At 68.9% G+C, this 26,133-nt stretch carries 24 protein-coding genes and 1 pseudogene; 11 read left to right on the top strand and 14 right to left on the bottom strand.

From position 1 onward, the window contains the following. Positions 1–3: 3 nt before the first annotated feature. Together DAERI_RS02545 and DAERI_RS02540 are read right to left on the bottom strand one after the other, a co-directional pair. Positions 4–465: a DMT family transporter gene (locus DAERI_RS02545; protein ID WP_235610194.1), complete on the bottom strand. Its 462-nt coding sequence runs from the start codon at positions 463–465 to the stop codon at positions 4–6. Further along, the gene (locus DAERI_RS02540) at positions 462–1,001 is read right to left on the bottom strand and encodes a DMT family transporter (protein ID WP_103127878.1); all 540 of its coding nucleotides are present in this window, start codon (positions 999–1,001) and stop codon (positions 462–464) included. Before DAERI_RS02540 ends, DAERI_RS02545 begins: the two co-directional genes overlap by 4 nt. Positions 1,002–1,056: 55 nt before the next feature. On the opposite strand from DAERI_RS02540, the gene DAERI_RS02535 reads away from it, so the two are divergent. Next, complete coding sequence (locus DAERI_RS02535) at positions 1,057–1,455, top strand: MerR family transcriptional regulator (protein WP_103127877.1); 399 nt, start codon at positions 1,057–1,059, stop codon at positions 1,453–1,455. Positions 1,456–1,502: 47 nt separating this feature from the next. Beyond that, positions 1,503–2,960, top strand: a complete 1,458-nt coding sequence (locus DAERI_RS02530) for an alpha-amylase family glycosyl hydrolase (RefSeq protein ID WP_103127979.1) — start codon at positions 1,503–1,505, stop codon at positions 2,958–2,960. A gap of 198 nt (positions 2,961–3,158) precedes the next feature. Here the strand turns inward: DAERI_RS02530 and DAERI_RS02525 are convergent, their stop codons facing one another. Continuing rightward, positions 3,159–4,961 carry a proline--tRNA ligase gene (locus DAERI_RS02525; RefSeq protein ID WP_103127876.1) on the bottom strand — a complete coding sequence of 601 codons (1,803 nt, stop codon included), beginning with the start codon at positions 4,959–4,961 and terminating at the stop codon, positions 3,159–3,161. A gap of 306 nt (positions 4,962–5,267) precedes the next feature. On the opposite strand from DAERI_RS02525, the gene DAERI_RS02520 reads away from it, so the two are divergent. From DAERI_RS02520 to DAERI_RS02510, 3 genes are all read left to right on the top strand, one after another. Next, positions 5,268–6,905, top strand: a complete 1,638-nt coding sequence (locus tag DAERI_RS02520; RefSeq protein ID WP_103127875.1) for a chloride channel protein — start codon at positions 5,268–5,270, stop codon at positions 6,903–6,905. Between the two features lie 23 nt (positions 6,906–6,928). Next, a complete protein-coding gene (locus DAERI_RS02515) occupies positions 6,929–7,312 on the top strand; it encodes a DUF4279 domain-containing protein (RefSeq protein ID WP_103127874.1) in 384 nt (127 codons plus the stop codon). Positions 7,313–7,379: 67 nt separating this feature from the next. Continuing rightward, positions 7,380–8,618: an MFS transporter gene (locus DAERI_RS02510; RefSeq protein ID WP_103127873.1), complete on the top strand. Its 1,239-nt coding sequence runs from the start codon at positions 7,380–7,382 to the stop codon at positions 8,616–8,618. 224 nt (positions 8,619–8,842) lie between these two features. On the opposite strand, the gene DAERI_RS02505 is transcribed toward DAERI_RS02510, so the two are convergent. Both DAERI_RS02505 and DAERI_RS02500 read right to left on the bottom strand, forming a co-directional pair. After that, positions 8,843–9,628 carry an amino acid ABC transporter ATP-binding protein gene (locus DAERI_RS02505; RefSeq protein WP_103127872.1) on the bottom strand — a complete coding sequence of 262 codons (786 nt, stop codon included), beginning with the start codon at positions 9,626–9,628 and terminating at the stop codon, positions 8,843–8,845. A 47-nt stretch (positions 9,629–9,675) separates the two neighbouring features. Then, positions 9,676–10,218, bottom strand: a complete 543-nt coding sequence (locus tag DAERI_RS02500) for an HIT family protein (RefSeq protein WP_103127871.1) — start codon at positions 10,216–10,218, stop codon at positions 9,676–9,678. A 147-nt stretch (positions 10,219–10,365) separates the two neighbouring features. Between DAERI_RS02500 and DAERI_RS02495 the strand changes: the two genes are divergently transcribed. Further along, positions 10,366–11,322, top strand: a complete 957-nt coding sequence (locus DAERI_RS02495; protein WP_103127870.1) for a TAXI family TRAP transporter solute-binding subunit — start codon at positions 10,366–10,368, stop codon at positions 11,320–11,322. Positions 11,323–11,400: 78 nt separating this feature from the next. Further along, positions 11,401–13,572, top strand: coding sequence for a TRAP transporter permease (locus tag DAERI_RS02490; protein WP_201262700.1), 2,172 nt, complete (start codon positions 11,401–11,403; stop codon positions 13,570–13,572). A gap of 92 nt (positions 13,573–13,664) precedes the next feature. Here DAERI_RS02490 and DAERI_RS02485 read toward each other — a convergent pair whose 3' ends face one another. The 4 genes from DAERI_RS02485 to secA all read right to left on the bottom strand — a co-directional run bounded on the left by DAERI_RS02485 (position 13,665) and on the right by secA (position 19,709). Further along, positions 13,665–14,456 carry an amino acid ABC transporter permease gene (locus tag DAERI_RS02485; protein ID WP_103127869.1) on the bottom strand — a complete coding sequence of 264 codons (792 nt, stop codon included), beginning with the start codon at positions 14,454–14,456 and terminating at the stop codon, positions 13,665–13,667. Positions 14,457–14,615: 159 nt separating this feature from the next. Next, the gene (locus DAERI_RS02480) at positions 14,616–15,371 is read right to left on the bottom strand and encodes an ABC transporter substrate-binding protein (RefSeq protein ID WP_103127868.1); all 756 of its coding nucleotides are present in this window, start codon (positions 15,369–15,371) and stop codon (positions 14,616–14,618) included. A 182-nt stretch (positions 15,372–15,553) separates the two neighbouring features. Further along, on the bottom strand, positions 15,554–16,825 hold the full coding sequence (locus DAERI_RS02475; protein ID WP_103127867.1) for an ABC transporter ATP-binding protein: 1,272 nt from the start codon (positions 16,823–16,825) through the stop codon (positions 15,554–15,556). A 274-nt stretch (positions 16,826–17,099) separates the two neighbouring features. Further along, positions 17,100–19,709 (bottom strand): preprotein translocase subunit SecA, encoded by a 2,610-nt coding sequence (gene secA / locus DAERI_RS02470; RefSeq protein ID WP_103127866.1) that lies wholly within the window; start codon positions 19,707–19,709, stop codon positions 17,100–17,102. A gap of 136 nt (positions 19,710–19,845) precedes the next feature. On the opposite strand from secA, the gene DAERI_RS02465 reads away from it, so the two are divergent. Beyond that, entirely contained in the window at positions 19,846–20,130 is a 285-nt protein-coding gene (locus DAERI_RS02465) for a type II toxin-antitoxin system Phd/YefM family antitoxin (protein ID WP_103127865.1), read from the top strand. Then, positions 20,081–20,521, top strand: a pseudogene (locus DAERI_RS23255) (type II toxin-antitoxin system VapC family toxin); the annotation flags it as partial. The gene DAERI_RS02465 and the pseudogene DAERI_RS23255, both read left to right, overlap by 50 nt. A 51-nt stretch (positions 20,522–20,572) precedes the next feature. Here the strand turns inward: DAERI_RS23255 and tsaD are convergent. After that, positions 20,573–21,574 (bottom strand): tRNA (adenosine(37)-N6)-threonylcarbamoyltransferase complex transferase subunit TsaD, encoded by a 1,002-nt coding sequence (tsaD, locus tag DAERI_RS02455; RefSeq protein WP_103127864.1) that lies wholly within the window; start codon positions 21,572–21,574, stop codon positions 20,573–20,575. A 178-nt stretch (positions 21,575–21,752) separates the two neighbouring features. Between tsaD and DAERI_RS02450 the strand changes: the two genes are divergently transcribed. Continuing rightward, positions 21,753–22,487: a class I SAM-dependent methyltransferase gene (locus tag DAERI_RS02450; protein WP_103127863.1), complete on the top strand. Its 735-nt coding sequence runs from the start codon at positions 21,753–21,755 to the stop codon at positions 22,485–22,487. On the opposite strand, the gene DAERI_RS02445 is transcribed toward DAERI_RS02450, so the two are convergent. Genes DAERI_RS02445 through DAERI_RS02430 form a run of 4 tightly spaced genes read right to left on the bottom strand, consistent with a single transcriptional unit; the run spans position 22,488 to position 25,223 of the window. After that, entirely contained in the window at positions 22,488–22,883 is a 396-nt protein-coding gene (locus DAERI_RS02445) for a barstar family protein (RefSeq protein ID WP_439952244.1), read from the bottom strand. Then, the gene (locus DAERI_RS02440; RefSeq protein ID WP_103127861.1) at positions 22,883–23,326 is read right to left on the bottom strand and encodes a guanyl-specific ribonuclease; all 444 of its coding nucleotides are present in this window, start codon (positions 23,324–23,326) and stop codon (positions 22,883–22,885) included. The genes DAERI_RS02445 and DAERI_RS02440 overlap by 1 nt, the downstream gene beginning before the upstream one ends. 35 nt (positions 23,327–23,361) lie before the next feature. Then, the gene (locus DAERI_RS02435; protein WP_103127860.1) at positions 23,362–24,372 is read right to left on the bottom strand and encodes a heme-dependent oxidative N-demethylase subunit alpha family protein; all 1,011 of its coding nucleotides are present in this window, start codon (positions 24,370–24,372) and stop codon (positions 23,362–23,364) included. A gap of 26 nt (positions 24,373–24,398) precedes the next feature. Then, positions 24,399–25,223 (bottom strand): undecaprenyl-diphosphate phosphatase, encoded by an 825-nt coding sequence (locus DAERI_RS02430; RefSeq protein WP_103127859.1) that lies wholly within the window; start codon positions 25,221–25,223, stop codon positions 24,399–24,401. A gap of 82 nt (positions 25,224–25,305) precedes the next feature. Between DAERI_RS02430 and DAERI_RS02425 the strand changes: the two genes are divergently transcribed. Beyond that, a complete protein-coding gene (locus tag DAERI_RS02425) occupies positions 25,306–26,112 on the top strand; it encodes an aminoglycoside phosphotransferase family protein (protein WP_103127858.1) in 807 nt (268 codons plus the stop codon). The last annotated feature ends 21 nt before the right edge of the window (positions 26,113–26,133 follow it).

The following is a 26,133-nucleotide window of genomic DNA, read 5'->3' as shown; positions in this document are numbered from 1 at the left end:
GGCTTACCCCTCGGGCGGCCTCGCCTGCTCCCGGTCGCGGGCCAGGACGACGACCGCGCCGAGCAGGCACAGGGCGCTGAGGACAGCGGGCAGAGTCACCGGCTGTCGCGCCTGCCCCAGCCAGCCGAGCCCGGTGACGACGAGGGCCCCGAGCACCTGCCCGAGGGTTACGGCGACCGTGCTCACCCCGGCCCCCAGCCGCGCGGCCACCGTCAGGCTGAGCGCGACGTAACTCGCCCCGAATACGCCACCCAGGAGCATCCAGAGCGGCGGCAAGCTGGCGGGAACGGCGCGGTCCACTCCGGCGCCCCACAGGGTCAGGAGGAGCGCGGCCCCGACGACGAAGTTGACCAGTGTAGCCGCCAGCGGCTGGCCGAGCGCGGCGGCCAGCCGGAGGTTGAAGGCGAGCCCGGCGGCGAGACCCAGGCCCGCGCCGACCGTTCCCAGAAGCGTGAGGAGGGTCACCTCAATCCCCACAGCCGCAGGGCGAGGGCGGCCAGGGCCAGCGCGGTGGCGAGCAGCCGCGCCCGGTTGAGGCGCCGCCGGGGCAACCCGAGGACCCCGAAGTGGTCGAGCAGGATCGCCGTGATGATCTGCGAGGCGATCACCAGCGTGGTGGCGAGGGCCGCCCCGAGTTCGCGGGTCAGGATGACGCTGCCCACCACATAGGCGCTGCCCACCACCCCGCCCAGCCAGCTCCAGGCGGGTGCCCGCCGCGCGGCTTCCCAGGTGGGCCGCCAGCGCCACACTGCGAGCAGACCGAGCAGGAGGACGCTGCCCACCAGGTAAGAGGTCGCGCCCGTGAGCGTCACCGACCCCAATGCCGCGGCCAGGGCTCCATTTGTGGCGAACTGGGTGGGCAGGAGACTCCCGGCGAGGACGGCGACGAGGAGGAGAAAACTCCTTTCCGTCCCCCTCGGGCTCGGTGTGGCGGTTCGCCCTTCTGGACCCGGGGTGGGGTCGGGCTGGGGCGGCGTTCTTCCGGGCGGAACGGTTGGCATTCCCCATCCTGAAACCTTCACACTGATGTGAGGGTCAAGACCCGGAGGAGGCCCCATGCGGATTGGCGAATTGGCCCGGCGAGCGAACGTCTCCCCCCGCCTGTTGCGGTACTACGAGGAACAGGGAGTACTCGCGGCGGGCCGGAGCGCGAACGGCTACCGGGACTATCCCGAGTCGGTGGTGGCGCATGTCCTCCAGCTTCGCGGCCTGCTCGGCGCTGGGCTGCCCATCAGCCTCATCAAGGAGGTGCTGCCCGGCCTCGACACCCCGCAGGCGATCCATCTCAAGGAGGTCCAGCCGGAGATGCTGGCCCGGCTGGAGCTGGAACGGGACCGCGTCGCCGCGCGCATCTCCTGCCTGAGGCGCAATCTCGAGGCCCTGGACGCCTATCTGGAGGCGGTGCGGCCACCAGGGCAGGCGGGTGATGATGCCAGCTCCGGGCCGCCGCGCTGAGCCCCCGCCCGAGCCGCCAAGCTTCCCTTTCCCCTACCATGTTCCCCATGTGCCGCCTCGCCCTGCTGGGTGCGCTGCTCGCCTCCGCGGCGGGCGCGCAAGCCTCCACGCCGACCCCTGCCGCTGGGCCCACCTGGGAGGGGCAGGTCATCTATCAGGTCATGCCCGACCGGTTTTTCGACGGGAACACGGCGAACAACGTGGGGGTGGACCGCGCCAACCTGCGCGCGTGGCACGGCGGCGACCTGCCGGGCCTGACCTCCAAACTTCCGTATATCCAGAACCTCGGCGCGACGGCAGTGTGGCTCACGCCGGTCTACCGGCAGCAGGCCGCGAACTCCTTCGACACCGCCGCCTATCACGGCTACTGGCCCGCCGACTTCCGCGACGTGGACCCGCACTTCGGGACGCTGGCCGACTTCGGGGCCTTCGTGAAGTCGGCGCATGGGGCCGGGATGCGGGTCGTGCTCGATCAGGTCATCAACCACTTCGGGTACGAGGCGGCGGCGGTGAAGGAGCATCCGACGTGGTTCAACGGGCAGAAGGAATGTGACGCGACGACGAACAAGGACGTGGACTGCCCGCTGGCGGGCCTGCCGGACCTCAAGCAGTCCAACCCCGAGGTGCGCTCGCTCCTGCTGGGCAACGACGACTTCTGGCGCGGGCAGGGGGTGGACGCCCTGCGCTACGACGCGATCAAGCATGTCGAGCGGCCCTTCCTGCGCGACCTGCTCGCCAAGGACCGCGCCGCCGGAACTTGGACGCTGGGCGAGTGGTTCGACGCCGACACCGGCACGGTCGCCGAGTGGCAGCGGGCGGGCTTCGACAGCCTGTTTCTCTTCAGCCTCCAGACGGCGATGCGCCTGAGCGTGATGGGGGGCAGCAGCCTCACCAACGTGGCAAACGTGCTCTCCCGGCAGGGCGAACTGCCCCGGCCCGGCGAGGTCGCGCTGTTCCTCGACAACCACGACGTGCCGCGCTTTGCCCAGGGCTCGCTGTTCGAGGACGTGGGGCAGGCCCGCACCCGCTACGGCCTGCGGGCCCTGATGACCCTCAAGGGCGTCCCGGTGATCTGGCAGGGGACCGAGATCGCCATGCGCGGTGGCGCCGACCCCGACAACCGCCGCGACATGCGCTTCGAGAACGAGTGGACGCCCGCCGAGCGCCAGGTGTTCGAGACGGCCCGGGACGCCATCGCGGTCCGCAAGGCGAGCCAGGCGCTGAGCGTGGGCGATCAGAAGCTGCTGCCCGTGCCCGCCAGCCTGCAGGACGACCTGCTGCTCCTGACCCGGCAGGCCGGGAATGAACGTGTCCTGGTCGCCTGGCACTACGGCAAGAACCGCAAGACGTACAGCATCCGCCTCAGCACCCTGGGGCTGGGCCCGGACGGGCAGGGCCTCACCCGCAGCCTCTTCGCCGGTCAGGACGCGAAGATGAGCGTGAGCGGCGGCTGGCTGCACCTCAGCCTGCCCGGGGAGGACGCGGCGGTGTTCGGCCTGAGGTAAGGGGAGGGGTCAGGGCGAACACGATTCGTGCAAGGTTGCCCGGAGAGGCAGGGGGCGTGAGAGGTGTTTCTCGGTTCCCGACCGTGCCTGGAGAAGCGGACAAAACGTTGTCATGCCGAGCGGAGCGAAGCATCCCGCCTGCCTCGCACAAGACCCTTCGCTCCGCTCAGGCCGACAACTTTTCTCTCGTCAAATGCTCTAAGCCAACTCTGGAGCGGTGACCCGCCCTTGGAGATAGGGCACGACTTCGGCCACGGCCAGCCGTCTGACTTCGCCCGTCCGGCGCACCCTGACCTCCGCTTCACCCTGTTCCAGAGCCCGTCCGAGCGTCACCCGGTAGGGAATGCCAGTCAGATCCGCATCTGCGAACTTCACGCCCGCGCGCTCCGGGCGGTCATCCAGCAGCGCGTCCACGCCCGCCGCCCGCAGTCGCGCGTATAAAGTTTCGGCCACCCCCATCTGCCGCTCGTCCTGAGCGTCCACCACGGTCAGGATGACCGGGTAGGGGGCGATCACGGGGGGCCACACCAGCCCCCGCTCGTCCGAAAGCTGCTCGGCGACGGCCTGCGCCAGCCGGGTCACGCCGATGCCGTAGCAGCCCATGTGGAAGGGTTGGGTGCTACCGTCCGCCGCCGTGAAGCCGGCATTCATCGCCCGCGCGTACCGCGTCCCCAGTTGGAAAACGTGCCCCACCTCGATGCCCCGGGCGGAGTGGAGCGCCTGCGCGGGATCGTGCCGGGAGGCGTCCCCGGCCTGGGCCTGCCGGACCTCCACCACCTCGGGCAGCGGGTATTGCACGCCCCAATTCGCCCCGGTCATGTGCCAGTCCGTCTCATTCGCGCCCGTCGTGAAGTTCCGGGATGCCGTCGCCGCCTCATCGCACAGGCACAGGAAGGCCGGATGGATTCCTTGGCGCCGGGCGATCACGTCATCGGAAAGGTCGGGCGCGAGGGAGCCCAGGGGCAGTTCGCCCGCCGCCCACACCTCCGGCTGAGCCACCTCCAGCGCGAGGAGCGGGCCGCTCCCCACCTGCCCCGCCCGCGCCTGCACCGCGTTCCAGAGCTTCACCGGATTCACGCTGTGGTCCCCCCGCACGCTGACGAGCACCGGGACGAGCTGCCTTCCCTCCCCCCGCGAGAACACCGCGTCGTACAGGACGTTCTTGACCATGTGGGCGGGCTCGCACCCCAGGGCGGCGCAGGCGGTCGCCACCGTCGGGGTTCCCGGGGTGTGGTGCCGCGCGAAGGCGTGGAAGGGGCTCGGCCCCGCGTCGGCGGCGCGGGACACGGCCCGCTCGGCGTTCGCGGCGTACCGCCCGTCCCCGGTGTACAGCACCTCGTCCTCGCCCACGTCGGTCAACACCATGAACTCGCGGCTGTCCGCCCCGCCGATGTTCCCGCTGTCAGCCTCCACGGGGCGCCACCGCACGCCCAGACGGGTGAGGATGCGCGCGTACACCCCGCTCATGGCCTCGAAGTGTGCCCGCAGATCGTCCGGCGAGGCGTGGAAGGAGTACCCGTCCTTCATAGTGAACTCCCGGGTGCGCAGCAGGCCGAAGCGGGGCCGCAGCTCGTCGCGGAACTTGCGCCCGATCTGGTACACGCTCACGGGGAGGTCCCGGTAGCTGCGGGCCAGCTCGCGCACCACCGCCACCGCGACCTCCTCGTGCGTCGGCCCCAAGGCAAGTTGCCGCCCGGCGCGGTCGGTCACGGTGAACATGATCCCCTCGGCCTGGGTATACGCCTCCCAGCGCCCCGACTCGCGCCACAGGCTTTCAGCCTGGAGGACCGGGAAGCTGACCTCCTGCGCCACGCCGCCGAGTTCCTGCCGGATGACGGCCTCCAGTTTGTGCAGCACCCGCTGCATCAGGGGGAGGTTGGCGTACAGCCCGCTCCCCAGCTTCCGAACAAACCCCGCCCGCGTGAGCATGGCGATTCCGCGCGTCTCGGCCTCCGACGGCGCCTCGCGCCACGTCACGAACAATCCCTGCGACACCCGCATCACTTTTCCCCCAGGTTGTGAACACGTCAGGACAGCGCGTCAGGAACGCGCACCAAGGTAGACCGGTTCACACCCCGAAGGGCGGCGGGAGCACGGGCAGGCCCGCGCCGACACGCCTGGGCATGTGGGGGAACGTCTGCCCGCTCATGCCCGGGAGGCTACAGGCGGGGGGACGACAGGGTCAAGCCCCCGGTGCCCCCTCGGGTCGCGGCAGCCCACCGGTTCGCACGGCCGGGGTTCGCCCGCCGTGGCCTGTCCTTCATCTCCACCTCCCCGCGCTCTTGTCCTGCATTACCATGCTCTCGAATGCGTTCCCCGCTGCCGCGCGCCGTCCTGACCCGTCTGGAGACCGGGCGGCTGGTCGTGCTGAGCGTGCTGCTGGGCCTGCTCGTGGGCGGCGTGTGTGCCGGGCTGCGGGTGGGGCTGAACGCGCTCCTCGACCTCGCCTCGCGGGTGATCGGGTACTCCCCCCCCGGCACACCGGGCGAGGGCGGGCTGCTGATGGCCTTCGGGGACGCGCTGCCCTGGGGTCTGCTCGCCCTGCCGCTGGTGGGGGCCGCCTACGCCTGGCTGGTGCCGGGGGACGCGGGGGACCCCCTCACCCAACTCGTGCGGGGCTACCACACGAGGGGCCAGGGGCCAGGCCCCGCGGTCCAGGCGCGGACCCTGGCGGGCACCCTGCTCGGCTACGCCGGGGGGCTGCTCGTGGGGCGGGACGCGCCCTTCACGGCGCTCGGCGGGCTGGGGGCCCGGCTGCTGCGCCAGGCGACGCGGCTCGACGCGGTGGAGACCCGCACCCTGACGCTGGCAGGGGCGGCGGCAGGGCTGGGGGCCGTGCTGCACGCGCCGCTCGCCGCCGCCGTTCTGATCGCCGAGGTGCTGTACCGCCGCTTCGAGTTCGAGTTCGAGGTCCTGATGCCCTGCGTCCTCGCCGCCGTCAGCGGGTACGCGGTGTACGGCCTCGCCTTCGGGTTCTCGCCGCTCTTCAGCCTGGAGGTTGCGCCGGTGCCCGCGTCGCCGCAGCTCCCGGCCCTCCTGGGGGTGGCCCTGGCGGTGACGCTCGCCGGGTGGGTGTCCCTCTTCGCCTGCCGGGTGATCCCGGAGCCCTGGACGGCCGGGCGGTGGCGACCTGTGGCGGGCGCCCTGTTCGGGGCGCTGACGGCGGCGCTCGCCCTGTGGGGCACCCCGGCCGTGCTGGGTGACGGGGCGGGGTGGGTCCAACTGGGCCTGTCGGGTTTCCTGGGGCCGGACGCGCTGCTCGCCGGGGGCTGGCGCTGGCTGCTGCTCGCCGTCGGGGCACGACTGGCCTTCGGGGGGGGCGTGCTGCCCTCGGTCGGTGTGGGCGGCCTGCTGGGGGCGGGGCTGGGCGCGGTGCTGGGGGTGGACCCGGCGATTGCCACCCTCGTCGGCGCGGTCGCCTTCCTGACCGTCACCCTCAACGTGCCGGTGGCGGCGGCCCTGTTCGCGGTGGCCTGGGGCGGCGACGCCCTGCTGCCCGTCGCGCTCCTCACGGCGGGGCTGGCTCACCTGCTGAGCGGGGAGTCGGGGCTCCTGCCCTCCCAGGTCCGCTCCCGCGCGGCGAGTCTGGTTCACACGGGACCCAGCCTCCTCCCCGACGGGGTGCGCTTCGTGGCCCGGCGCCTGCCCACCGGGGCGCCCGGCACGCCGCTGGACCCGGCTCCTCCCATAGAGGACGGTGGCCCCACCCCCCTCACCTCCGAGCAGGAGCTGTACCGGCGCGGCGTGCCCTCCAGTTGGCAGGGGGCGCGGCTCTCCGTGCTCTCCCTGCCCCCCGGCGTGGAGGTCGTGGGCGTCATCCGCGACGGCACCGTGCGGGTGCCCCGCCCCGAGCTGCGCCTGACCGCCGAGGATGAACTCGTCTTCCTCGCGCGCCCCGACGCCTACGCGGCGCTGGAGGGCGTGCTGAGGCTGCCGGGGGCGTAATGACCTGAGGTGAACTTGAACCGCTGCGCCTCTCCTTCACCCTCCTGGGAGACTTCGATCCTGATTTCGTCACGAACCATCTCGGGCTCACACCGACGGATGTTGCGGTGAGACGAGAAGGCCGTCCAGGGTCACACAAGATTGCAAAGGATATTTGGACCTTGAGCAGAATCTACCCCGACTACTTGGGGACAGACAAACGTATAGAAGGTTTTCTCGACGAGCTGATAGGTATTTCTGAGAAACTAGACGGACTCCGAAAGTTTAGAGAGGTGGAGGGAGTTCTGAGCTGCGTTCTATGGTTAGACGTAGAGGGTCCTTCGCCAGGTATCTATCTTTCTGAAATGGCAATAGCCCATCTCAAGGAGCTAAAGGTTTCCTTCAACGTTTCCCTGTACTTTGTTTGAGGACGGGTCTAGACCTCCTGTCCCCCCATCCTGAACGCCCACCGTCTCCCCTGCCGATAATGCCCGGGTGACGGCGACCCGATCCTCCCGCCCGGCCTGGAACCGCGATGAGCGCCTCGGCATCCTCAACGGGTGGCTGGTGTTCCTGGGCGACGGCTTTCTGAGCGTGTCGGTGGTCGTGGCGGGCTTCGCGGCGCGGCTGGGGGCGCCGAACGCCGTGATAGGGCTGCTCCCGGCCATCGCGGGGGGCGGATGGATGCTGCCGCAACTGCTCGTGGCGGCGCGGGTGCGGCCCCTGGCGTACAAGCTGCCGGTCTACCGCTCGGCGGCGCTCGTGCGGATGCTGAGCTACCTGGCGATGGTCCTCGTCGCGGCGACGCTGGCGGACCATCCGGCCCTGTGCCTCAGCCTGTTCGTGCTGGCGATGTTGACGAACGCCATCGCCTCGGGGGTGGCGGGCCTCCCCTTCCTGGAGGTCGTGAGCAAGATCGTGCCGCCCGGACGCCGCGCCCGCTTTTTCGGCATCCGCAACCTCTACGGCGGCCTGCTCGCCTTTGGGGCGGGGCTGGGGGTGCGCGCCATCCTGGCCTCCGACCTCGACTTTCCGCTCAATTACGCGCTGATCTTCCTGCTGGGCACGGTCGCCTACACGGTCGGCTACGGCGTCTTCGGGCAGGTCAAGGAACCGCCGGACACCCCCCTGCCCCCCGGCAACTTCCGCGAGGAGCTGCGGTCGGTGCCCACGACGCTGGCCGACCGTCACTTCCGCGCCTTCCTGACCGTGCGGCTGCTGCTGGCCGCCGCGAGCATGAGCGAGCCCTTCTACGCCGTGTACGCCCTGCGCGACCTGCATTACCCGGCAGCGACCCTGGGCGTGTTCGTGATGGCTCTGACGGGGGCCGCGCCCCTCTCCAACATCGTGTGGCAGCGGGTGGCCGAGCGCAAGGGCTCGCGGCGCATCATCCGCTACGCGACCTTTTTCGCGGGGTTGGCTCCCCTGGCCGCCCTCACCGTGGGAGCACTCCACCTGCCCGCGGCGGCTTACCTGCTCGTCTTCATCCTCTCCAGCGTGGCGGCGCAGGGCTTCAACCTGGGGCACACCAACCACCTGCTCAACCTCGCCCCGCCGGATGCCCGCAGCCGGTACATCGGGACGCTGAATACGCTCGTCGGCGCGGCGCTCTTCGCCCCGGTCCTGGGCGGCTTCCTCGCCGACGTGGCGGGGTATCGCCTGCTCTTCGGGCTCAGCATCGCCCTGTTCGCCGCCGCGTGGTGGCAGTGCGGGCGGCTGCGGCGGGACGCGTAGGAGCGGGCAGCCGTCACAATGTCCGCAACAATCCAGTACGTTCCCCGGGGAATCACAACCCCAAGGCGCTGGGAGGGCGTGGCCGTTCACCCCCACCCAGCCTCCCCCCTCAAGGGGGAGGAGCAAAAGATTCTCTCCCAGAGCGGTTCTCCCTAACCCAGAGTTAGGAAGCCACCAAGCCTTACCGGGCTATGGGCCCGCGGCTTTTGCTGCCCGCTTCCCCCTCAGTGCCCCAGAATCTTGCTCAGGAACGCCCTCGCCCGCTCGTGCTGCGGGTTGTTGTAAAAGGCTTCCGGCGTGGTGTCCTCCACGATGGTGCCCGCGTCGAAGAAGAGGAGGCGGTCGGCGACCTCGCGGGCGAAGCCCATCTCGTGCGTGACGACGAGCATGGTCATCCCGCCCCGGGCGAGGTCCTTCATCACGTCGAGCACTTCCTTGATCATCTCGGGGTCGAGGGCGGAGGTGGGCTCGTCGAAGAGCATCACCTTGGGGTCCATCGCCAGGGCGCGGGCGATGGCGACGCGCTGCTGCTGGCCGCCCGAGAGCTGCGCGGGGTACTTGTGCGCCTGCTCCTCGATGCCGACGCGGCGCAGGAGTTCCAGCCCCCGCCTCTCCGCCTCGGCCTTGCTCGTCTTGCGGACGCGGGTGGGGGCGAGGGTGATGTTCTCCAGCACGGTGAGGTGCGGGAAGAGGTTGAAGGACTGGAATACCATCCCGACCTCGCGCCGCACCGCGTCCAGGTTGCGGGTGCCGTTGAGCGGAATGCCGTCCACCACGATCTCGCCGCCGTCGTGGGGGTCGAGCGCGTTGATCGTGCGGATGAAGGTGCTCTTGCCGCTGCCCGACGGCCCGATGATCACGACGACCTGTCCGGGGTGGACGGTCAGGCTGACGCCGCGCAGGGCGTGGAAGTTCCCGAAGTGCTTCTGCACGTCCCGGGCGACGATGATGGGGTCCACCGTCTGGGCACGGGTGCTCTGGGCGACGGGGGCCGTGCTGCTCTGGGTCATGGGGGGAGTGTACAGGCTGCGGGAAGGCGAAAAGGGACCGGCGAACGTCAGGCCGGGGAGCCGGCACCCCCGAGAGCGGTCTGGAGCCGGGCCCTGAGCCGCGCGGCGATATCCGCCGTCTCCCCCTCGGTCAACTCGACGACGCCGTATTCCGCCATCAGGAAGTGAAACTGCTGCTCGTCGTACGGCACGCCCGGCGGGAGGGCGACGACATGCCAGTGGACGTGGCTGTTGCCCTGCTGACTCCCCAGCGACAGGACGTAGACCCGCTCGGTGGGCAGTTCCTGGCGCAGGGCCCCGGCGACGTGGTACACGACCTCCTGAAGGCGCAGGTACTCCGCGAGGGTGAAGTCGTGCGCGACCTGTTCCCGGTGCTCCCGGGGAACGACGAGCGTGTAGCCGGGCGCCTGGACGAGTTGTCTGCCCTCCCTGTTCGGGGTGCGGGCCAGAAAAACGGCAGCGAAGTCATCCTGGTACAGGGCGTGATGGGCGTAGTCGGGGTTGCCCCGGAGAAATTCGCAGACGAAGCACGGCCCCGTGCGCGTGCGCCGCACATAGCTCTCCAGGTCGAACGCCCGCCTCTCCCGCATGACTGACGGTATCACTGGCGGTCAGGGAAGACGGGGTTCATCCCGCACACCCGGGAGGCGGAAACGGCTCCAGACGGGCCTTATGGTAAACTCCCCAAACCTCGCATACCTTTCGTCCGGCGACCCTGTGCGCCGCAAGGAGCCTCCATGAAACGAATCACCACCGCTTTGCTGCTCGGCACCGCCGCCGTCGCCCTCGCCCAGGGGACGACCTTCCTCACCATCGGGTCCGGCTCGACCACGGGCGTGTACTTCCCGGTCGCCACGGGCATGGCGAAGCTGATCAACGACGCCGGAGCCGGGGTCCGCGCCAACGCCCGCTCGACGGGGGGCAGCGTCTTCAACGTCAACGCCCTCGCCACCGGGGAACTCGACGCCGCGATCGCGCAGAACGACATCGTGTACTACGCCTACAAGGGCACCGGCCTCCCGACCTTCCAGGGCAAGGCCAACACCAAGCTGCGGACGATGGCCGTGCTGTACCCCGAGGTGCTGCACGTGGTCGCGCGCAAGGACGCGGGGATCAACTCCATCGCCGACCTGAGGGGCAAGCGCGTGGTGATCGGCGACCTGGGCTCGGGCACCGAGCAGACGGCGCGGCAGGTGCTGGAGGCCTACGGCCTGGGCTTCGACGACCTGGGGCAGGCGCTGCGTGTCTCGCCCGCCCAGGGCATCTCGCTGATGCAGGACAAGCGCGCCGACGCGCTGTTCTACACGGTCGGCGTGGGGGCCAGCGCCATCTCGCAGATCGCCCAGACGGTGGACGTGAAGATGATCCCGGTGTCGGGGAACCAGGCTTCCGGCCTGATCAAGAAGTACCCCTTCTACGTGCGCTACAACATCCCCGGCGGGAGCTACAAGGGCGTGGGCGCCACCGTGCCCAGCGTCGCCGTGCAAGCGACCCTGGTGACGACCACCGGTGTGTCCGAGGACGCCGTCTACAAGGCGATGAAGGCCGCGTTCGGCAACGAGACGGAGCTGAAGGCGATTCACCCCAGCCTGGCGAGCAACTTTACTTACGCCAAGGCAGTCAAGGGGCTGCCCGCCCCCCTGCACCCCGGCGCCGTGAAGTTCTTCCGGGAAAAGGGCCTGAACGTCAAGTAAGCGCCACACGGGCCTGCCGGGGCCAGCCGCCCACATCCTGCGGCTGGCCCCCTCTGTTCGAGGAGGGATGAGCAAGCTATGAGTGATCCGACGAGACCGGTTTCCAGCGACCCCGCCCTGGACCACACCGGCATGACCGAGGGCGAGCGGCGCGCCCTGGAGATGGTGGAGGCGGCCGAAACCGGGGGTCGCAAGCTGTCCGGCTTTCCCCGCTGGCTGGTGACCGCCATCGCCATCGCCTGGTGCCTGTTTCAGATGTACGCCGCGCAGGTGGGCACCATCGACACGCTGCTGCTGCGCGCCACACACCTGGCCTTCGCCTTCGCGCTCGCCTATCTGGTGTTTCCCTTTCGCAAACGGCCAGGGCAGCCCGAGACGCGGGTGCCGTGGCTCGACTGGATTCTGGGCACCGTGGCGGTGGGCACGGCGGTCTACCTCATCACCCAGTACCCCACCATCGCCAATGTTCAGGGCGGCGTGCTGACCCAGACGGACGTGTGGGTCGGGAGCGCGATGGTCGTGCTGCTGCTGCTGGCCGCGTGGCGCACCATCGGGATAGCGATGCCCATCGTGGCGCTGGTGTTCATGCTCTATGCCCTCACCGGGCCGCGCGGCCTGATCCGGGGGGACCTGGGGCCACAACTCCAGCTTCATGCCGGGCAGACCTGGCCGCAGGTTGTGGGGCAGCTCTTCGCCAACACCGAGGGCATCTTCGGCACCGCCATCGGCGTCTCCGCGCAGATCGTCTTCCTGTTCGTGCTGTTCGGGGCGATCTTCGACAAGCTGGGCGCGGGCGAGTGGTTCATGAACGTGGCGCAGGGCCTGCTGGGCGCCTTCCGGGGCGGCCCCGCCAAGGCGAGCGTCCTCTCCAGCGCCCTGAACGGCATCATCAGCGGGTCGGCGGTGTCGAACGTGGTGACGGGCGGCAACATCACTATCGGCACCATGAAGCGGGTGGGGTACTCGGCGGAAAAGGCCGGGGCCATCGAGGTGGCGAGCAGTTCCAACGGCCAACTGATGCCCCCGGTGATGGGCGCGGCGGCCTTCATCATGGCGCAGAACCTGAACATCGAGTACCGCTCCCTGATCCTGGCGGCGGCGATTCCCGCCTTCCTGTGCTACTCGGCGCTGCTCGTCGTCACGCATATCGAGGCGCTGAAACTCGGGCTGCGCGGCCTGCCCCGGAGCGAACTGCCCAGTGTGCGCCGGACGCTGCTCTCGGGCTGGTACTACCTCATCCCGCTGGGGTACCTGATTGGCACGCTGACCCTCCACCCCGACGCCACCCCGGAGCGAGTGGCGCTGAACACCATCTTCCTGATGATCGGGATGATGTTCGTGCAGGAGGCGTGGCGGGCGGGCCGGGACGGGCGGGGCACCGGGCGCGGATTGATTGACGGCGGGCGGATGCTGGTGGAGGCGTTCGAGGCCGGGGCCAGAAGTATGATCGGCATTGCCATCGCCACCGCCGCCGCCGGGATCATCGTCGGCATCGTGACGATCACCGGGCTGGGCTTCGGGCTGGCGGACATCGTGCAGATCGTGAGCAATGGGTTCCGTGACCTGCTGACGGGGCTGGCGGGGCTGCTTCCCGGCGTGAACGCGGCCTCGGTCGCCGCCTTCGGTGGAATCCTGATCGTGCTGTTCATGGCCCAGCTCATCGCCCTGATCCTGGGGATGGGCCTGCCCACCACCGCGAACTACATCCTGATGAGCGCCCTGATCGTGCCCATCATCGCCAAGATCGCGGGTCTGGACACGGGCAACCCGGCGCAGATGCTCCCGGTCCACATGTTCGTCTTCTACTTCGGCATCATGGCCGACTCCACGCCGCCCGTCGCGCTGGCCGCCTTCGCCGCCTCGGCGATCTCGGGGGGCAACCCGGTGGCAACGGGCGTGCAGGCCTTTCAGTACGAGCTGCGAACGGCCCTGCTCGCCTACATGATGTTCTTCAACCCGTCGCTGCTGCTCATTGCCAATGGGCGGCTGGGCGGCCTGCCCTGGGCCGAGGCGGTCCCGATGATCCTCTTCGCCTTTATCGGCCTGGTGGCCTTCAGCGCCGCCACCCTGCGCTTCCTGCACCGCCGGACCAACCTGCTCCAAACGCTGCTGCTGCTCGTCGCGTCGTTCATCCTGATCATCCCCACCCACATCCTCTGGAACCTCGCCGCGCTGGGCCTCATCGCCGTGGTGTACTTCTGGCAGAAGGCGGGGAGCCGGAGCGGACCACCCGCGGTGCCTGCGGTGTAGGAGCGATCAGCGGTCAGGCATCAGCGATCAGCAAAACCCCCGGTCCACTCCAGCCGGGGGGCTCTTCTTGCCGATGGCTGACCGCCGACTGCTTAGCGCGTGGCGATCTTCACCCGCCGCTCAAGCTGGTCGGTGAAGAGGGTCATCACGGTGGTCAGGGCCAGGTAGACGGCGGCGACGGTCGTGAGGACGGGGATGGGCTGGAAGGTTTCGCTGGAGACGCGCGAGCCCGCGAGCGTCAGTTCCAGCAGGGCGATGGAGGAGGCGAGCGAGGAGTCCTTGAGCAGCGCGACCACGTTGTTCACCAGGGGCGGCACGACGATCCGCAGGGCCTGCGGCAGCACGACCGTCTGCATGGTCTGCCCGCCGCTCAGGCCCAGGCTGCGCGCCGCCTCGGTCTGCCCGCGCGGAATGGCGAGGATGCCTGCCCGGATCACCTCGGCGTTGTAGGCGCCGACGTTCAGGGCCAGGGCGATCACCGCCGACCAGAACTCGTTCAGCTCCGCCTTGATCCCGATTCCTTGCAGGAGGGGCGGCAGGGCGTTGTACACGAACAGGATCTGCACGAGCAGCGGCGTGCCGCGAATCAGCCAGATGAAGAGCCCCGCCGGGGCCCGCACGATCCACAGGGCGCTCGTCCGCATGATGCCCGCCACGATCCCGACGACCAGGCCGATCAGGCCGCTCACCAGCGTGAGCTGGAGGGTCATCTGCGCGCCCTGCACGAACAGGTCCGCGCGGGGGCCGATGGGGTCGGGAATCCGGCGCAGAATGAGCGTGATCAGGAGGAACAGCAGGAAGAACGCGGCGGCGGCGCCCACCAACCAGCCCAGCAGGGCAAGACCTCCCAGCGGCTGACGCGGCGCGACCTTCGGGACCGTCACGCCACCCTCCGGGACGTGACCCTGAACTGTAAGCTAGGCTCAGTTTTCATTTTGCCGATGATGGCACAGAAGACTCCTCGAGGATAGACCGCGTCCAGGCAGGGAAAACGGCGGAGGGGGAGGCCGGTCCCGCTCGCCTCCCCCCTCCCTGGCCCCACCTCAGCGGCAGCGGATGTCCTGGCCGAAATACTCGCCGCTGATCTTGGCGTAGGTGCCGTCCTGCATCGCCTTGGCGAGGGCCGAGTTCAGCTCCTTGAGCAGGCTGGAGTTGCCCTTCTTGACCGCCATGCCGATGCGCTCGTTGAAGAGGAGGGCACCCTGCACGAGCTTGCCCTTCTGCGCCTTCACGAGGTCGAGCCCCGTGAACTTGTCGCCCACCCACGAGTCCACCCGGCCCGCCATCAGCGCGGCCTGCGCGTCGGTGTCCTTGGGGAAGGTCTTGACCGAACCCACGCCGGGCACCTTGCTCACGTTCTGGAGGTACGTGGTGCCGACCTGCACGGCGACCGTCTTGCCCTTGAGGTCGGCGGCCGTCTTGGGCCCGCCCACCCGCGAGACGATGGCCCCGCCCGTGCAGTAGTGCGGGTTGGTGAAGTCCACGGCCCTCAGCCGCTCGGGCGTGATGCCGTGGCTGGCGATCACGAAGTCGTAGCGGTCCTGGTTCAGCCCGATCAAGAGGTTCTCGAAGGGCTGGGTGACCCACTGCACCTTCAGGCCCATCCCCTTGGCGAGCGCGTTGGCGAGGTCCACCTCGAAGCCCGTCAGCTCCTTGCCCTTGAGCAGGTTGAAGGGCGGAAAGGCCCCCTCGGTGGCGATCTTGATCGTGCCGCTGCTCTTGATGTCGGCCCAGGTGCGGGCTTCGGCAACGCTGGCGAGCAGGGCGAGGGTGGTCAGGGTCAGCAGGGTTTTTTTCATGCGTGTTCCTCCGGGGATGGACTTCCGGCCCTCCGACTGGGGGTGGAGGCGGCGGGATGGGGTGATGGGCCACTCTAGCGTCACGTAAAGGTCCGGTAAAGGAGGAGAGGATGAGGACATCGGGGGGGCATCCACGAGAACGCGCCGCCCCCATGAGGGAGACGGCGCGGGCGGAACGGCCCTTAGTCGTCAGCCGAGATGACCGTGACCGAGCCCGGGGTCGTGTTCACGTTCGCGGTGGTCGTACCAGTCGTCCCCATCGCAGCCTGCGGGACCTGTGCGGCGGAGGCCCGGCCCGGGTACTCGTAGCCCAGGCCCAGCGTGTCGGCCTGGCCGCGCGTGCCGGTCGGCGTGCCGCGGTCGATGGCCTCCTCGCTGGCGTGGTCGAAGGCGTGCAGCCGGGTCTGGTCGATCAGCAGCTCGGCGTCGTCGCCCGGCTCCAGCAGGGCCTGACCTTCGAGCTTCACCACCACGGTCTGACCCGCCACATCGATCAGCAGGTCGGTCTGGGCGCCGAGCGGCTCGACGACCACGACCTTGCCGCGCAGCACGTTGCTGCCCTGCGGAATGTCCGTCTGGCCGTGGCCGATCACGCCGACATGCTCGGGGCGGATGCCCATGTACACGTCCTTGCCCTCGTAGGCGCGCAGGCTCTGCGCCAGGCGGCCCATCGGGGCAATGCGGCTGTCACCCACCACGAACTCGCCGTTCTGGACCTTCGCCGACAGGAAGTTCATGGAGGGGCTGCCGATAAAGCCCGCCACGAACTTGTTCTGCGGGAAGTCGTAGAGGTTCATGGGCGTGTCCACCTGCATGATCACGCCGTCGCGCATCACGACGATCCGGTTCCCGAGCGTCATCGCCTCGACCTGATCGTGGGTCACGTAGATGATCGTGGCGCCCAGTCGGCGGTGAAGCTGCGAGATCTGCGCGCGCATCTCGACGCGCAGCTTGGCGTCGAGGTTGGAGAGCGGCTCGTCCATCAGGAAGACCTTGGGCTCGCGCACGATGGCGCGGCCCATCGCCACGCGCTGGCGCTGACCGCCGGAGAGTTCCTTGGGCTTGCGGCCCAGCAGGTGCTCGATCTGGAGGATGCGGGCCGCGTCGCGCACGCGCTTGTCGATCTCCTCCTTGGGCGTCTTGCGGAGCTTCAGGCCGAAGGCCATGTTCTCGTAGACGTTCATGTGCGGGTACAGCGCGTAGTTCTGGAAAACCATGGCGATGTCGCGGTCCTTGGGCGGCACGTCGTTCACGACGCGGTCGCCGATGCGCAGCACGCCGTCGCTGATGTCCTCCAACCCCGCAATCATGCGCAGCGTGGTGCTCTTGCCGCAGCCCGACGGCCCGACGAACACCATGAACTCGCGGTCCGCGATGTGAAGGTTGAAGTCCTTCACCGCGTGGTGCTTGGTGCCGTAACGCTTGTTGATGTGCTCCAGAACGACTTCCGCCATGAGTGGCCTACCTTTCGCCCCTGCTCTTGCCCGTGAATGTGCCCCTTGTATGGGGAGGTCGGGCAACCGGGGTACGAGAACGAGAAACCCGGGGTGTACGCTGACGCTTGGCTGACGGGTGAAGTTTACCACGTCCGGGAGAAGTGAGCCTGCGGGTGGGCTGAACAGGGCCGGGGCGAGGGGCAGATGGACGACCTCCCCCGGCCCGAGCATCCTCCCGGCAGCAGAAGGGGCGCGAGCCCCACGCCCGCGCCCCTCCCCCACCGCTCGGTGCTCAGGCCGCCGCGCCGAACTGCATGCGGAAGATGAACTTCGTCACCTCGCCCTTGATGTTGTCGATCATGTCGTTGAACATGTTCGTCGCCTCGAACTTGTACTCGGTGAAGGGGTCGCGCTGGCCGTACCCGCGCAGGCCGATGCCCTGCCGCAGCACGTCCATGCCGTGCAGGTGCTCCTTCCAGTGTTGGTCCACGACCTGAAGCAGCACGTAGCGTGACAGGCTGTTGAGCATGGTGGGGCTGAGTTCGTCCTTGCGCGCGTCGAAGGCGTCGGCCACCGCCGTGAGCAGGTGGGCGTGGGCATCGGCGGGGTTCATGCCGCGCAGGGCCTCGAAGTCGTAGGGTTCGAGCTGGGGGATGGCGTCGAGCATATTCGTTCGCAGCGTCTCCAGGTCCCAGGTCTCGGGGGCCTGGTCGATGGGCGCGTAGTACGCGAGCTGCATCTCGGTGAAGTCGGCGATCATGCCCTCGGTCGACTCCTCCACGTCCTCGTCGGCGCCGAGCAGCACCTCGCGGCGCTGGGCGTAGATCGTGTCGCGCTGCTTGCTCATCACGTTGTCGAATTCGAGGAGCTGCTTGCGGATGCCGAAGTTGCGGTCCTCGACGCGGGCCTGCGCGCGCTCGATGGCCCCGGTGACCATCTTCGCCTCGATGGGCTGCGAGTCGTCCATTCCGAGGCGGTCCATCATCGCCACCACGCGCTCGTTGGCAAAGAGGCGCATCAGGTCGTCCTCGAACGAGACGTAGAAGCGGCTGCTCCCGGGGTCACCCTGACGGCCCGCGCGGCCCCGGAGCTGGTTGTCGATCCGGCGCGACTCGTGGCGCTCGGTGCCGATGATGTGGAGGCCGCCGAGTTCCTGCACCCGGGCGCGGTCGGCGACGATGTCCTTCTGGAGCTGCTGAGCCTGATGGATGAAGTCGCGGGTCATGCCGGGAATCTGCATCCCCAGCGCCTCGGCCCCCGGGTCCTCGCGGCTGATCGCCTTGATGAAGGCCTCGGCCTCCGGGGCGAAGCGGCTGATCCCGAAGTTCTGCTCGATGGACTCGCCCAGGATGAATTCCGCGTTGCCGCCCAGCATGATGTCGGTGCCGCGCCCCGCCATGTTGGTGGCGATGGTGACGGTGCCGCTGCGGCCCGCCTGCGCGATGATGCTCGCCTCCTGCGCCTCGTACTTGGCGTTCAGGACGCTGTGTTTGATGCCCGCCTCGGTGAGCAGGGCGCTGAGTTGCTCGCTGGTGTCGATGCTCGCCGTGCCGATCAGGATTGGGCGGCCGGTCGCCTGCATCTCCTTGACTTCCTGCACGACGGCCTGGTACTTGCCCATCCGCGTGCGGTACACGAGGTCGTCGGCGTCCTGGCGAATGATGGGACGGTTGGTGGGAATCACCAGCACGTCCGAGCCGTAGATGTCGAGGAACTCCTTCTCCTCGGTCTTGGCGGTGCCGGTCATGCCCGCGAACTTGGTGTACAGGCGGAAGAAGTTCTGGTAGGTGATCGTGGCGAGCGTCTGGTTCTCGTTCTCGATCTTGACGCCTTCCTTCGCCTCAATGGCCTGGTGCAGCCCCTCGCCGTAGCGGCGGCCCGGCATCGAGCGGCCCGTGAACTCGTCGATGATGATGACCTCGCCCTCGGCGTTCACGATGTAGTCCTTCTCGCGGTGGTACAGCTCGCGGGCGCGGATCGCCTGGGTGATCATGTGTGCCTTGTCCATGTTCTCGGGGCTGTAGAGGTCCGAGAGCGAGAGCAGCCGCTCGATCTTGCTGATCCCCTGCTCGGTGAGGTGAACCTGCTTGCCCTTCTCGTCGATGGTGTAGTCGCCCGTCGGCTCGGCGCGCTTGCCGGGTTCGGCGGGTTCGCCGCGTTGCAGGCGGCGGATCAGCTTGGCGTAGACGTAGTAGAGGTCGGTGGCCTTCTCGGCGGCCCCCGAGATGATGAGCGGCGTGCGCGCCTCGTCGATCAGGATGGAATCGACCTCGTCCACGATGGCGAAGTTCAGCGGCGTGTCGGCCCGCAGCACGAGCTGTTCGCGGCTCTGCGCCATGTTGTCGCGCAGGTAGTCGAAGCCGAGTTCCGAGTTGGTGACGTACGTGATGTCGCAGGCGTAGGCGGCCTGGCGCTGGTGCGGCTGGAGGTCACGGCTGGCGAGGCCCACGGTCAGGCCCAGCGTGCGGTAGAGCAGGCCCATCTCCTCCGCGCCGACGCGGGCGAGGTAGTCGTTGACGGTGACGAGGTGGGTCCCCTTGCCCTCCAGGGCGTTGAGCGCGAGCGCGAGCGTCGCCACGAGCGTCTTGCCCTCGCCGGTTCGCATCTCGGCGATTCGGCCCTGGTGCAGCGCCACGCCGCCGATAAGCTGCACGTCGTAGTGCCGCTTGCCGATGGAGCGGCGCCCCGCCTCGCGGATCAGGGCGAAGGCGGGCACAAGCACGTCGTCGAGGGACTCGCCGCCCTCCTGCACCCGCTTTCGCAGCCGCATGAACTCCTCGGCGAGGTTCTCGACTCTCATCATCTCTTCTTCCAGCGCGTTCACCGGCTGCACCACCGTTTTCACGATGCGCGCCACGTCGCGCTGGTTGTTATCGAACACTTTGTTCAGGACACGGAACATGACACCGGAGTATAGCGCGGCCAGCCTGACGCCCGCCTAACAATTTCAGTGAGGCTGGTGTAAGGAAGTTGAGCCCGGGAGGCTCAGGACTGGAGCGGGTACACTGGCCGGAGAGAAGCGAGCGGGGAGGGGCACCATGACCAGGATCGTCGATTTCGAGGAATTCGCGGCGCAGATGCCGCAACTCCTGCGTGAGGCAGAGGCGGGGGAAACCATCGTCATCCTGCGCGATGGCAAGCCTAGCCTCCATATTCAAGGGGTCAAAACTGCCCCCGACCAAAACGGAACGGGAATGACGATCTGGGAAGCACTCAGAGACGCTCCGAAAGCGGAGACAGCCGAGGAGGAACTGGTCATTGACCGGAAGGCCGATGCCTGGCGCAACGACCACTTCGAGTTCGACCCGGACGACCTGGAGTAGTCTCTTGTACCTTCTGGATACAAACGTCATCAGCGAAGAGATGAACCGCGAACCGAACTCCGCGGCCCTGACCTGGATGCGGGAGACTCCAGTGGAGTTGGCCTTCCTCAGCGTTATTTCGCTGGGAGAGATCGAGCGTGGCATTGCCAAGCTGGAACGGCGGGCGGGCGGAAGCACCCGACGGAGCCGGGAGCTGGCGGCCTGGCTCACACTCGCCCTCCTCCCACGTTTTCGAGGACGCATTCTGGACATCACGCCTCCCATCGCCAGACGCTGGGGGCGAATGCTGGATGAGCAGGAGGGAAAGGGGGTTCCCCCTCAATGGGGAGATACCCTGATCGCCGCCACCGCTGCACAGCACGGCTTCACGGTCGTTACCCGCAATACCGCCGATTTTCGTGCCCTTGGCGTTCCCTTTTTCAACCCCTGGGAGGCCCGAGCCTCAGGCGTTCGCCAGCGGCGCATACGCCACCGCGCTCTCACTCAGAGGGCTCGGGGCACGTCCCGCCCGAATCGCCGCCGCCCCCGCCAGCGCGATCATCGCGCCGTTGTCGGTGTTCAGGCCCTTGCCGGGGAACACCGTTCTCACGCTACTCGCCGCGAAAGCCTCTCGTAATGCCCGGTTCGCCGCCACGCCGCCCGAGACGACAATGGTGTCCCGCCCGTACGCCTCGGCGGCCCGCAGCGTCGTTTTGACCAGAAAGCGCACGGCTGCCCGCTCGAACCCCGCCGCCAGGTCTTCCGGCTTCGCCCCAGCCTTATGGGCGAGGAGCGCCGCCGTCTTCAGGCCGCTGAAGGAGAAGTCGAAGCCCTTCTGCCCCTGGAGCGGCTCCTTGAACCCCACGGCGTCCGGGTCGCCTCGCAGCGCCGCCTCGCTGATCGCCGGACCGCCGGGATACCCCAGCCCCGCCAGCCGGGCGATCTTGTCGAACGCCTCGCCCGCCGCGTCGTCCCGGGTGGCGCCGACGAGGACGTACTCGCCCTCTCGCGGCACGTCGAAGAGGTGGGTATGCCCGCCGCTCACCACGAGCGCGAGGTAGGGGGCCGTCAGGTCCGCCTCGCTCGCCGCCGCGAAGATGTGACCCTCCAGGTGGTGGGCAGCGTAGAAGGGCACCCCTAGTGCCTGCGCCAGCCCCTTGCCGTACATCAGGCCGACGAGCAGGGCGCCGACGAGGCCAGGGCCGGAGGTGGCGGCGACCGCGCCAAGGTCTGAAACCGTCAATCCGGCCTCGTCCAGCGCGTCTCCCATGACGGCGTCGATGCGCTCCACATGCTCGCGGCTCGCCATCTCGGGCATCACGCCGCCGTACTGGGCATGGACGGTCTGGGACCACACCCGGTTCGCCAGCACCCGCACGCCGCCGTCCGGCGCGAGTTCCACCACGCCCACCCCCGTGTCGTCGCAGGAGGTGTCGATGCCGAGGATTCGCAGGGGACTGCTCATCGCGGGGGAGTGTAGCAGGGGTAGGCCAGGCGGACGAGGCGGGAAGGCACCAAGCGCATGTAGGGTGGTCTCATCTCCAGGAGACCCCTGCACATGCGGTTGCGCTAGGCCCCCAGTCCAGAACCGTTCGCCCGCCAGACACGGCGCGGCGTCACGCTTTCACGCTGGAGGTTTCCCCATGCATTGGTCGCACTCTTTTTACGAGCGGCAGGACGCCTTGACGGGCTGCTACAGCGTGCCCATCCACCCCTTTCATACTGCCCTGGCCGCGCGGGTCACGGCCCACCGGGGGCGACCCGGCTCCCTCCTGGAACTCGGCGCGGGCGGCGGGCAGTTCGCCACCGCGGCGGCGCTCGCCGGGCATGACGTTACGGCCCTCGACCTCCGGCCAGGCGCGGGAGAACACACACGCCACCTTGCCACCCAGCACGGGGCGAACGTCCGCGCACTGACCGGGAATTTCTACACCGCCGACCCCGGCGGTCCCTTCGACACCGTCTGCTCCTGGGACGGCTTCGGCGTCGGGGAGGACGAGGACCAGCGCTTCCTGCTCTCGCGCATAGCCCGGTGGCTCGTGCCGGGTGGAACAGCCTACGTGGACGTGTATACACCCTGGTACTGGGCGCGCCATGCTGAATTCACACGCGACACCGGGAGCTACACCCAGACCTACGGCTTCGACGCGGACGGCTGCCGGATGCTCGACACCTACGCGCCGCCCGGCGAAGAGCCCTTCACCCAGTCGTTGCGCTGCTACAGCCCCGCCGATCTGCGCCTGCTGCTGACGGGAACAGGTTTAAACCTGGGGGAAGTATGGCCGGGAGGGAGCTACGACCCCCAGGCGGGCATCTTTCACCCGCAGGTCCCGCTGGGCGAGTGCATGACGTACGTTGCCGTCGTCAAACTCGCCTAGCTACCAGTGCCGGGAGTCGCTCTCGCGCTCCTCGGCGAGCAGCCACAGTGAGCGGCCCTGGGCGGCGGCCTCCCGTTGGGCGTCGAGAAGCACCCGCTCCAGTTCGGCCCCCAGGTGGCGGTGGCGCCTGCGGAAGTGCTCGTAGTCGCACAGCACGAGCGCGAAGCGGGCCGGGCGCGCGTCGGGGTCGGTGAGCACGTCGTACAGGGCGTCCCAGTTGCGCCCGAAGTTCTCGGACAGGCCCAGGCCGCGCAGGAAGGCGAGCATCAGGCTCTCCTTGTCGCGGACCCGGGAGAGATCAACCTCGCGCACCGAGACCTGATACCCGGCGGCGATGATGCGGGGATCGTGGGGCGCGGTCTGGATGCCCTGGGGAGCCTCCCTGAAGACGTTCATCACGGGCGGATTCTCCGAAAAGAGGCGTAGTGGTCGGCGCTGTAGTAGCACTCGGCATCGGGCGGACTGACCGCCGCGCAGACGATGCGCCGCGCCCCCCGGTCCCCCTCGCCGGGCGTGGGCACCGTGTACTCACGGTAGCCGCCGCTTGACCGCCTGGGCAGAATGCCTTCCCGGTTGCCGAAGGTGCTGCCGTCCTTGCGGTAGGGAAAGGGGCCACCCGCGCGGATCAGCCGCAGGGTGCGCTGCCCCTCGGGGGGGAGGTCGGCGGCGGCGATGAAGGGCAGGCCGCTGTGGGGATCACGGGTGGCGCGGGCGGTCGTGGAGGTCCGGGTCTGCGCCTGCCCCGCCCGGTCGCCCGAACTGGGAGTGTCACAGGCGGCCAGCACGCCCAGCAGCAGGGCCGGACACAGGACGCGGGACAGGAAGCGGCGCGGGCTCACGTTCAGGAGTGTACGGCGCTCCCTCTGACTCCTCCTTAACCTTCCCGGTCGGCCCGATCGTCCAGCCAGGCGAGCAGATCGGGCAACAGGGTGGTCAGGCCCTTGTACGTCACCTGCTCGGGGGTCATCGTTCGCAGGGCGGCGGCGAGCGCGCGGGCGTGGTTCGGGTCCGCCACGGCCTCGCGCAGCGGGTACGTGTAGGGCCGGATGGTGAAGAGCGCTCCCTGGGCCTCTGGGAAACCCGTCAGCGTCTGACGCTCGACCCGCAGGAAGGCCCCGTCCGGGTCGAAGCGGGTGGAGGTCGCGCGGTCCTCGTCGGGGGGCGCGGCGGGGTGGTGGTCGAGGCGGTCACTCATCGCCACTCCCCAGGCGAAGCGGACGAAGGGCCCGCGGGTCATCACCGCGTCCACCAGCCGGGGCGCCGTGGCATTCATCGGCCCGCTCCCCGCCACGGGGAGATGTACCGCCACGAAATCCCGGCCCAGCTTGCCCCGCGGGTCCCAATGTTGGGGCGAGAGCACGTGGACGGCAGCCAGCCAGTCGCGCCCGCTCCGGGGATCACGGGCGACCAGCGCGAGGTCCTCGGGCGCGTTCAGCCCCAGGAAATCGAGCGCGTTCACGGGGGTCACGTCCGGGGCGAGGTGGGCGAGGGGCGCGGGGAAACGTTCCAGCCCCTCCACGCCTCCCCAGAGGGGATCGAGGTCGGCGGCCCAGCCGAGCAGCGCGTTGCAGAAGGTCCGGCCATCCCAGGTCATCACCCCGCTACTCTCGGCGGCGAGGGTGCGGGCGATGAAGGTCAGGGCCGCCCGGCGGAGTTCGGGGGTCAGGCCCGCCTCTCCGGCGTACTCGTGCAGGGCTCGGCGGTGCGCGGCCACCTTGCTCGCCACGAATCGCCCGTACTCGCGGTCCAGGGCGAAGGTGTGCGCCTCCACCGGTTCACCTCCTGCCCAGGGCACCCGCTGTGCCCCCAGACGGAAGAGGCCCGCCGACACGCTGTAGACGCCGTTCAGGAAGGGGCGGTACAGGGTCGGCGGGCAGGTCAACACGGCCCTATTGTGTCAAAAGGCGGCGCCTACAGCCCCCCGTTCGTCAGCCGACCGGTCGCCACGAGCACCAGGATGAGCACGCCGACGACCACGCGGTACACCGCAAACCCCTTGAAGTTGTTGGTGGACACGAACCTCAGCAGCCAGCCGATAGCGAGGTAGGCCACGACGAAGCTGACGACGGCGCCCAGCACCACGTTCACGAGGCCGATCTGCCCCAGCAGGTCCAGGCTCTTGAGAAAGTCGAGGAGCGCCGCGCCGCCCAGGGTGGGCACGCCCAGATAGAAGGAGAACTTCGTGGCGGTCGGGCGGTCCAGGCCCATCACCATGCCGCCCAGGATGGAGCTGGCGCTGCGCGAGAAGCCGGGCCACAGGATCGCCAGGCACTGCACGGCGCCGATCAGGAAGGCGCGCCCCACTCCGATGCCCTTGATGTCGTGAACGGTGGGCGTGCTTTTGCGGCTCTCAATCAGCCACATGAGCACGCCGCCCACGATGAGCGCCCAGGCGACCACGCTGGGCCGGAAGAGGTTCGCCTTGATGGTGTCCCCGAAGAGCAGGCCGAGGATGACCGCCGGGATGCAGGCCACGACCACGCCCAGCCACAGCCGCTGGGTGGGCTGGTCCCGCCCGATGTCGCGGCCCTGCTGCACGAAGTCGCGCCAGTAGTACGCCAGCACCGCCAGGATCGCGCCGCCCTGGATGACGACCTCGAAGGTGTCCTTGATCTCCTTGCTCCACGGCACGCCCATCAGGTTTCCGGCCACGATCAGGTGCCCGGTGGAGCTGACGGGCAGGAATTCGGTGATGCCCTCGACGATCCCGTAGATGATGGCGTAGAACCAGTCCATGTCCGGGGGAGGCTAGCACCTCGGGAACAGGGTGAGCCTCATGACAAAGGTGGAGACCGCCCCAGGGTGGAGACTGGGGTGCATGGGGCTTGAAAGCTATGTCCGCCGCTGGAACCTCATGCCCGACGGCGAGCCCATCCACACCCACAGCAGCGACCTGCTCCCCGTGCGCTTTCGGGGCGAGGCGGCCATGCTCAAGGTTGCCCGCAGCGACGAGGAGCGAGTCGGCAACCGGATGATGGTCTGGCTGGGCGGTGAGGGCGCGGCCCGCGTCCTGCGGCATGACGGGGAGGCCATCCTGCTGGAGCGGGTGGAGGGTGACCTCTCCCTTGCAGACATGGTTCATGTCGGGCAGGACGACGAGGCCAGCCGCATCCTCTGCCACGCCGCCTCCGTGCTGCACGGACGGCAGGCTCGGCCCTGGCCGGACCTGAGGCCGCTGGAAACGTGGTTCCCCGCTCTCCAGGAGGTGGCGCCCCGGACCGGAGGGGTTCTCCCCCTCGCCCTGGAAACGGCGCTGAGCCTCCTCCGGGAGCCCCGGGACGTGCGGCCCCTGCACGGCGACATCCATCACGGCAACGTCCTGCACAGCCGCGAGCGGGGCTGGCTGGTGATTGACCCCAAGGGGCTGATCGGCGAGCGGGGCTTTGACTACGCCAACATCTTCTGCAATCCCGATCTGAAGGTCGCCAACGCGCCCGGACGCCTCGCGCGGCAGGCTCATGTCGTGGCGGAGGCGGCAGGCCTTGAGCGGCACCGTCTTCTCCAATGGGTCCTCGCCTACGCGGGCCTCTCGGCGGCCTGGCACCTGGAGGACGGGGAGGACGACCTCGCCGCCCCCACGCTGGAGGTCGCCCGGATCGCGGCGGCGGAACTGGGGCCGGGGTAAGGCGGAAAGCCTTCGTTCAGG

The sequence above is a fragment of the Deinococcus aerius genome (assembly GCF_002897375.1).
Classification (GTDB): domain Bacteria; phylum Deinococcota; class Deinococci; order Deinococcales; family Deinococcaceae; genus Deinococcus; species Deinococcus aerius.
Note: the sequence above shows the minus strand (reverse complement) of the source record. Positions and strands in the feature narration are given on the sequence as shown.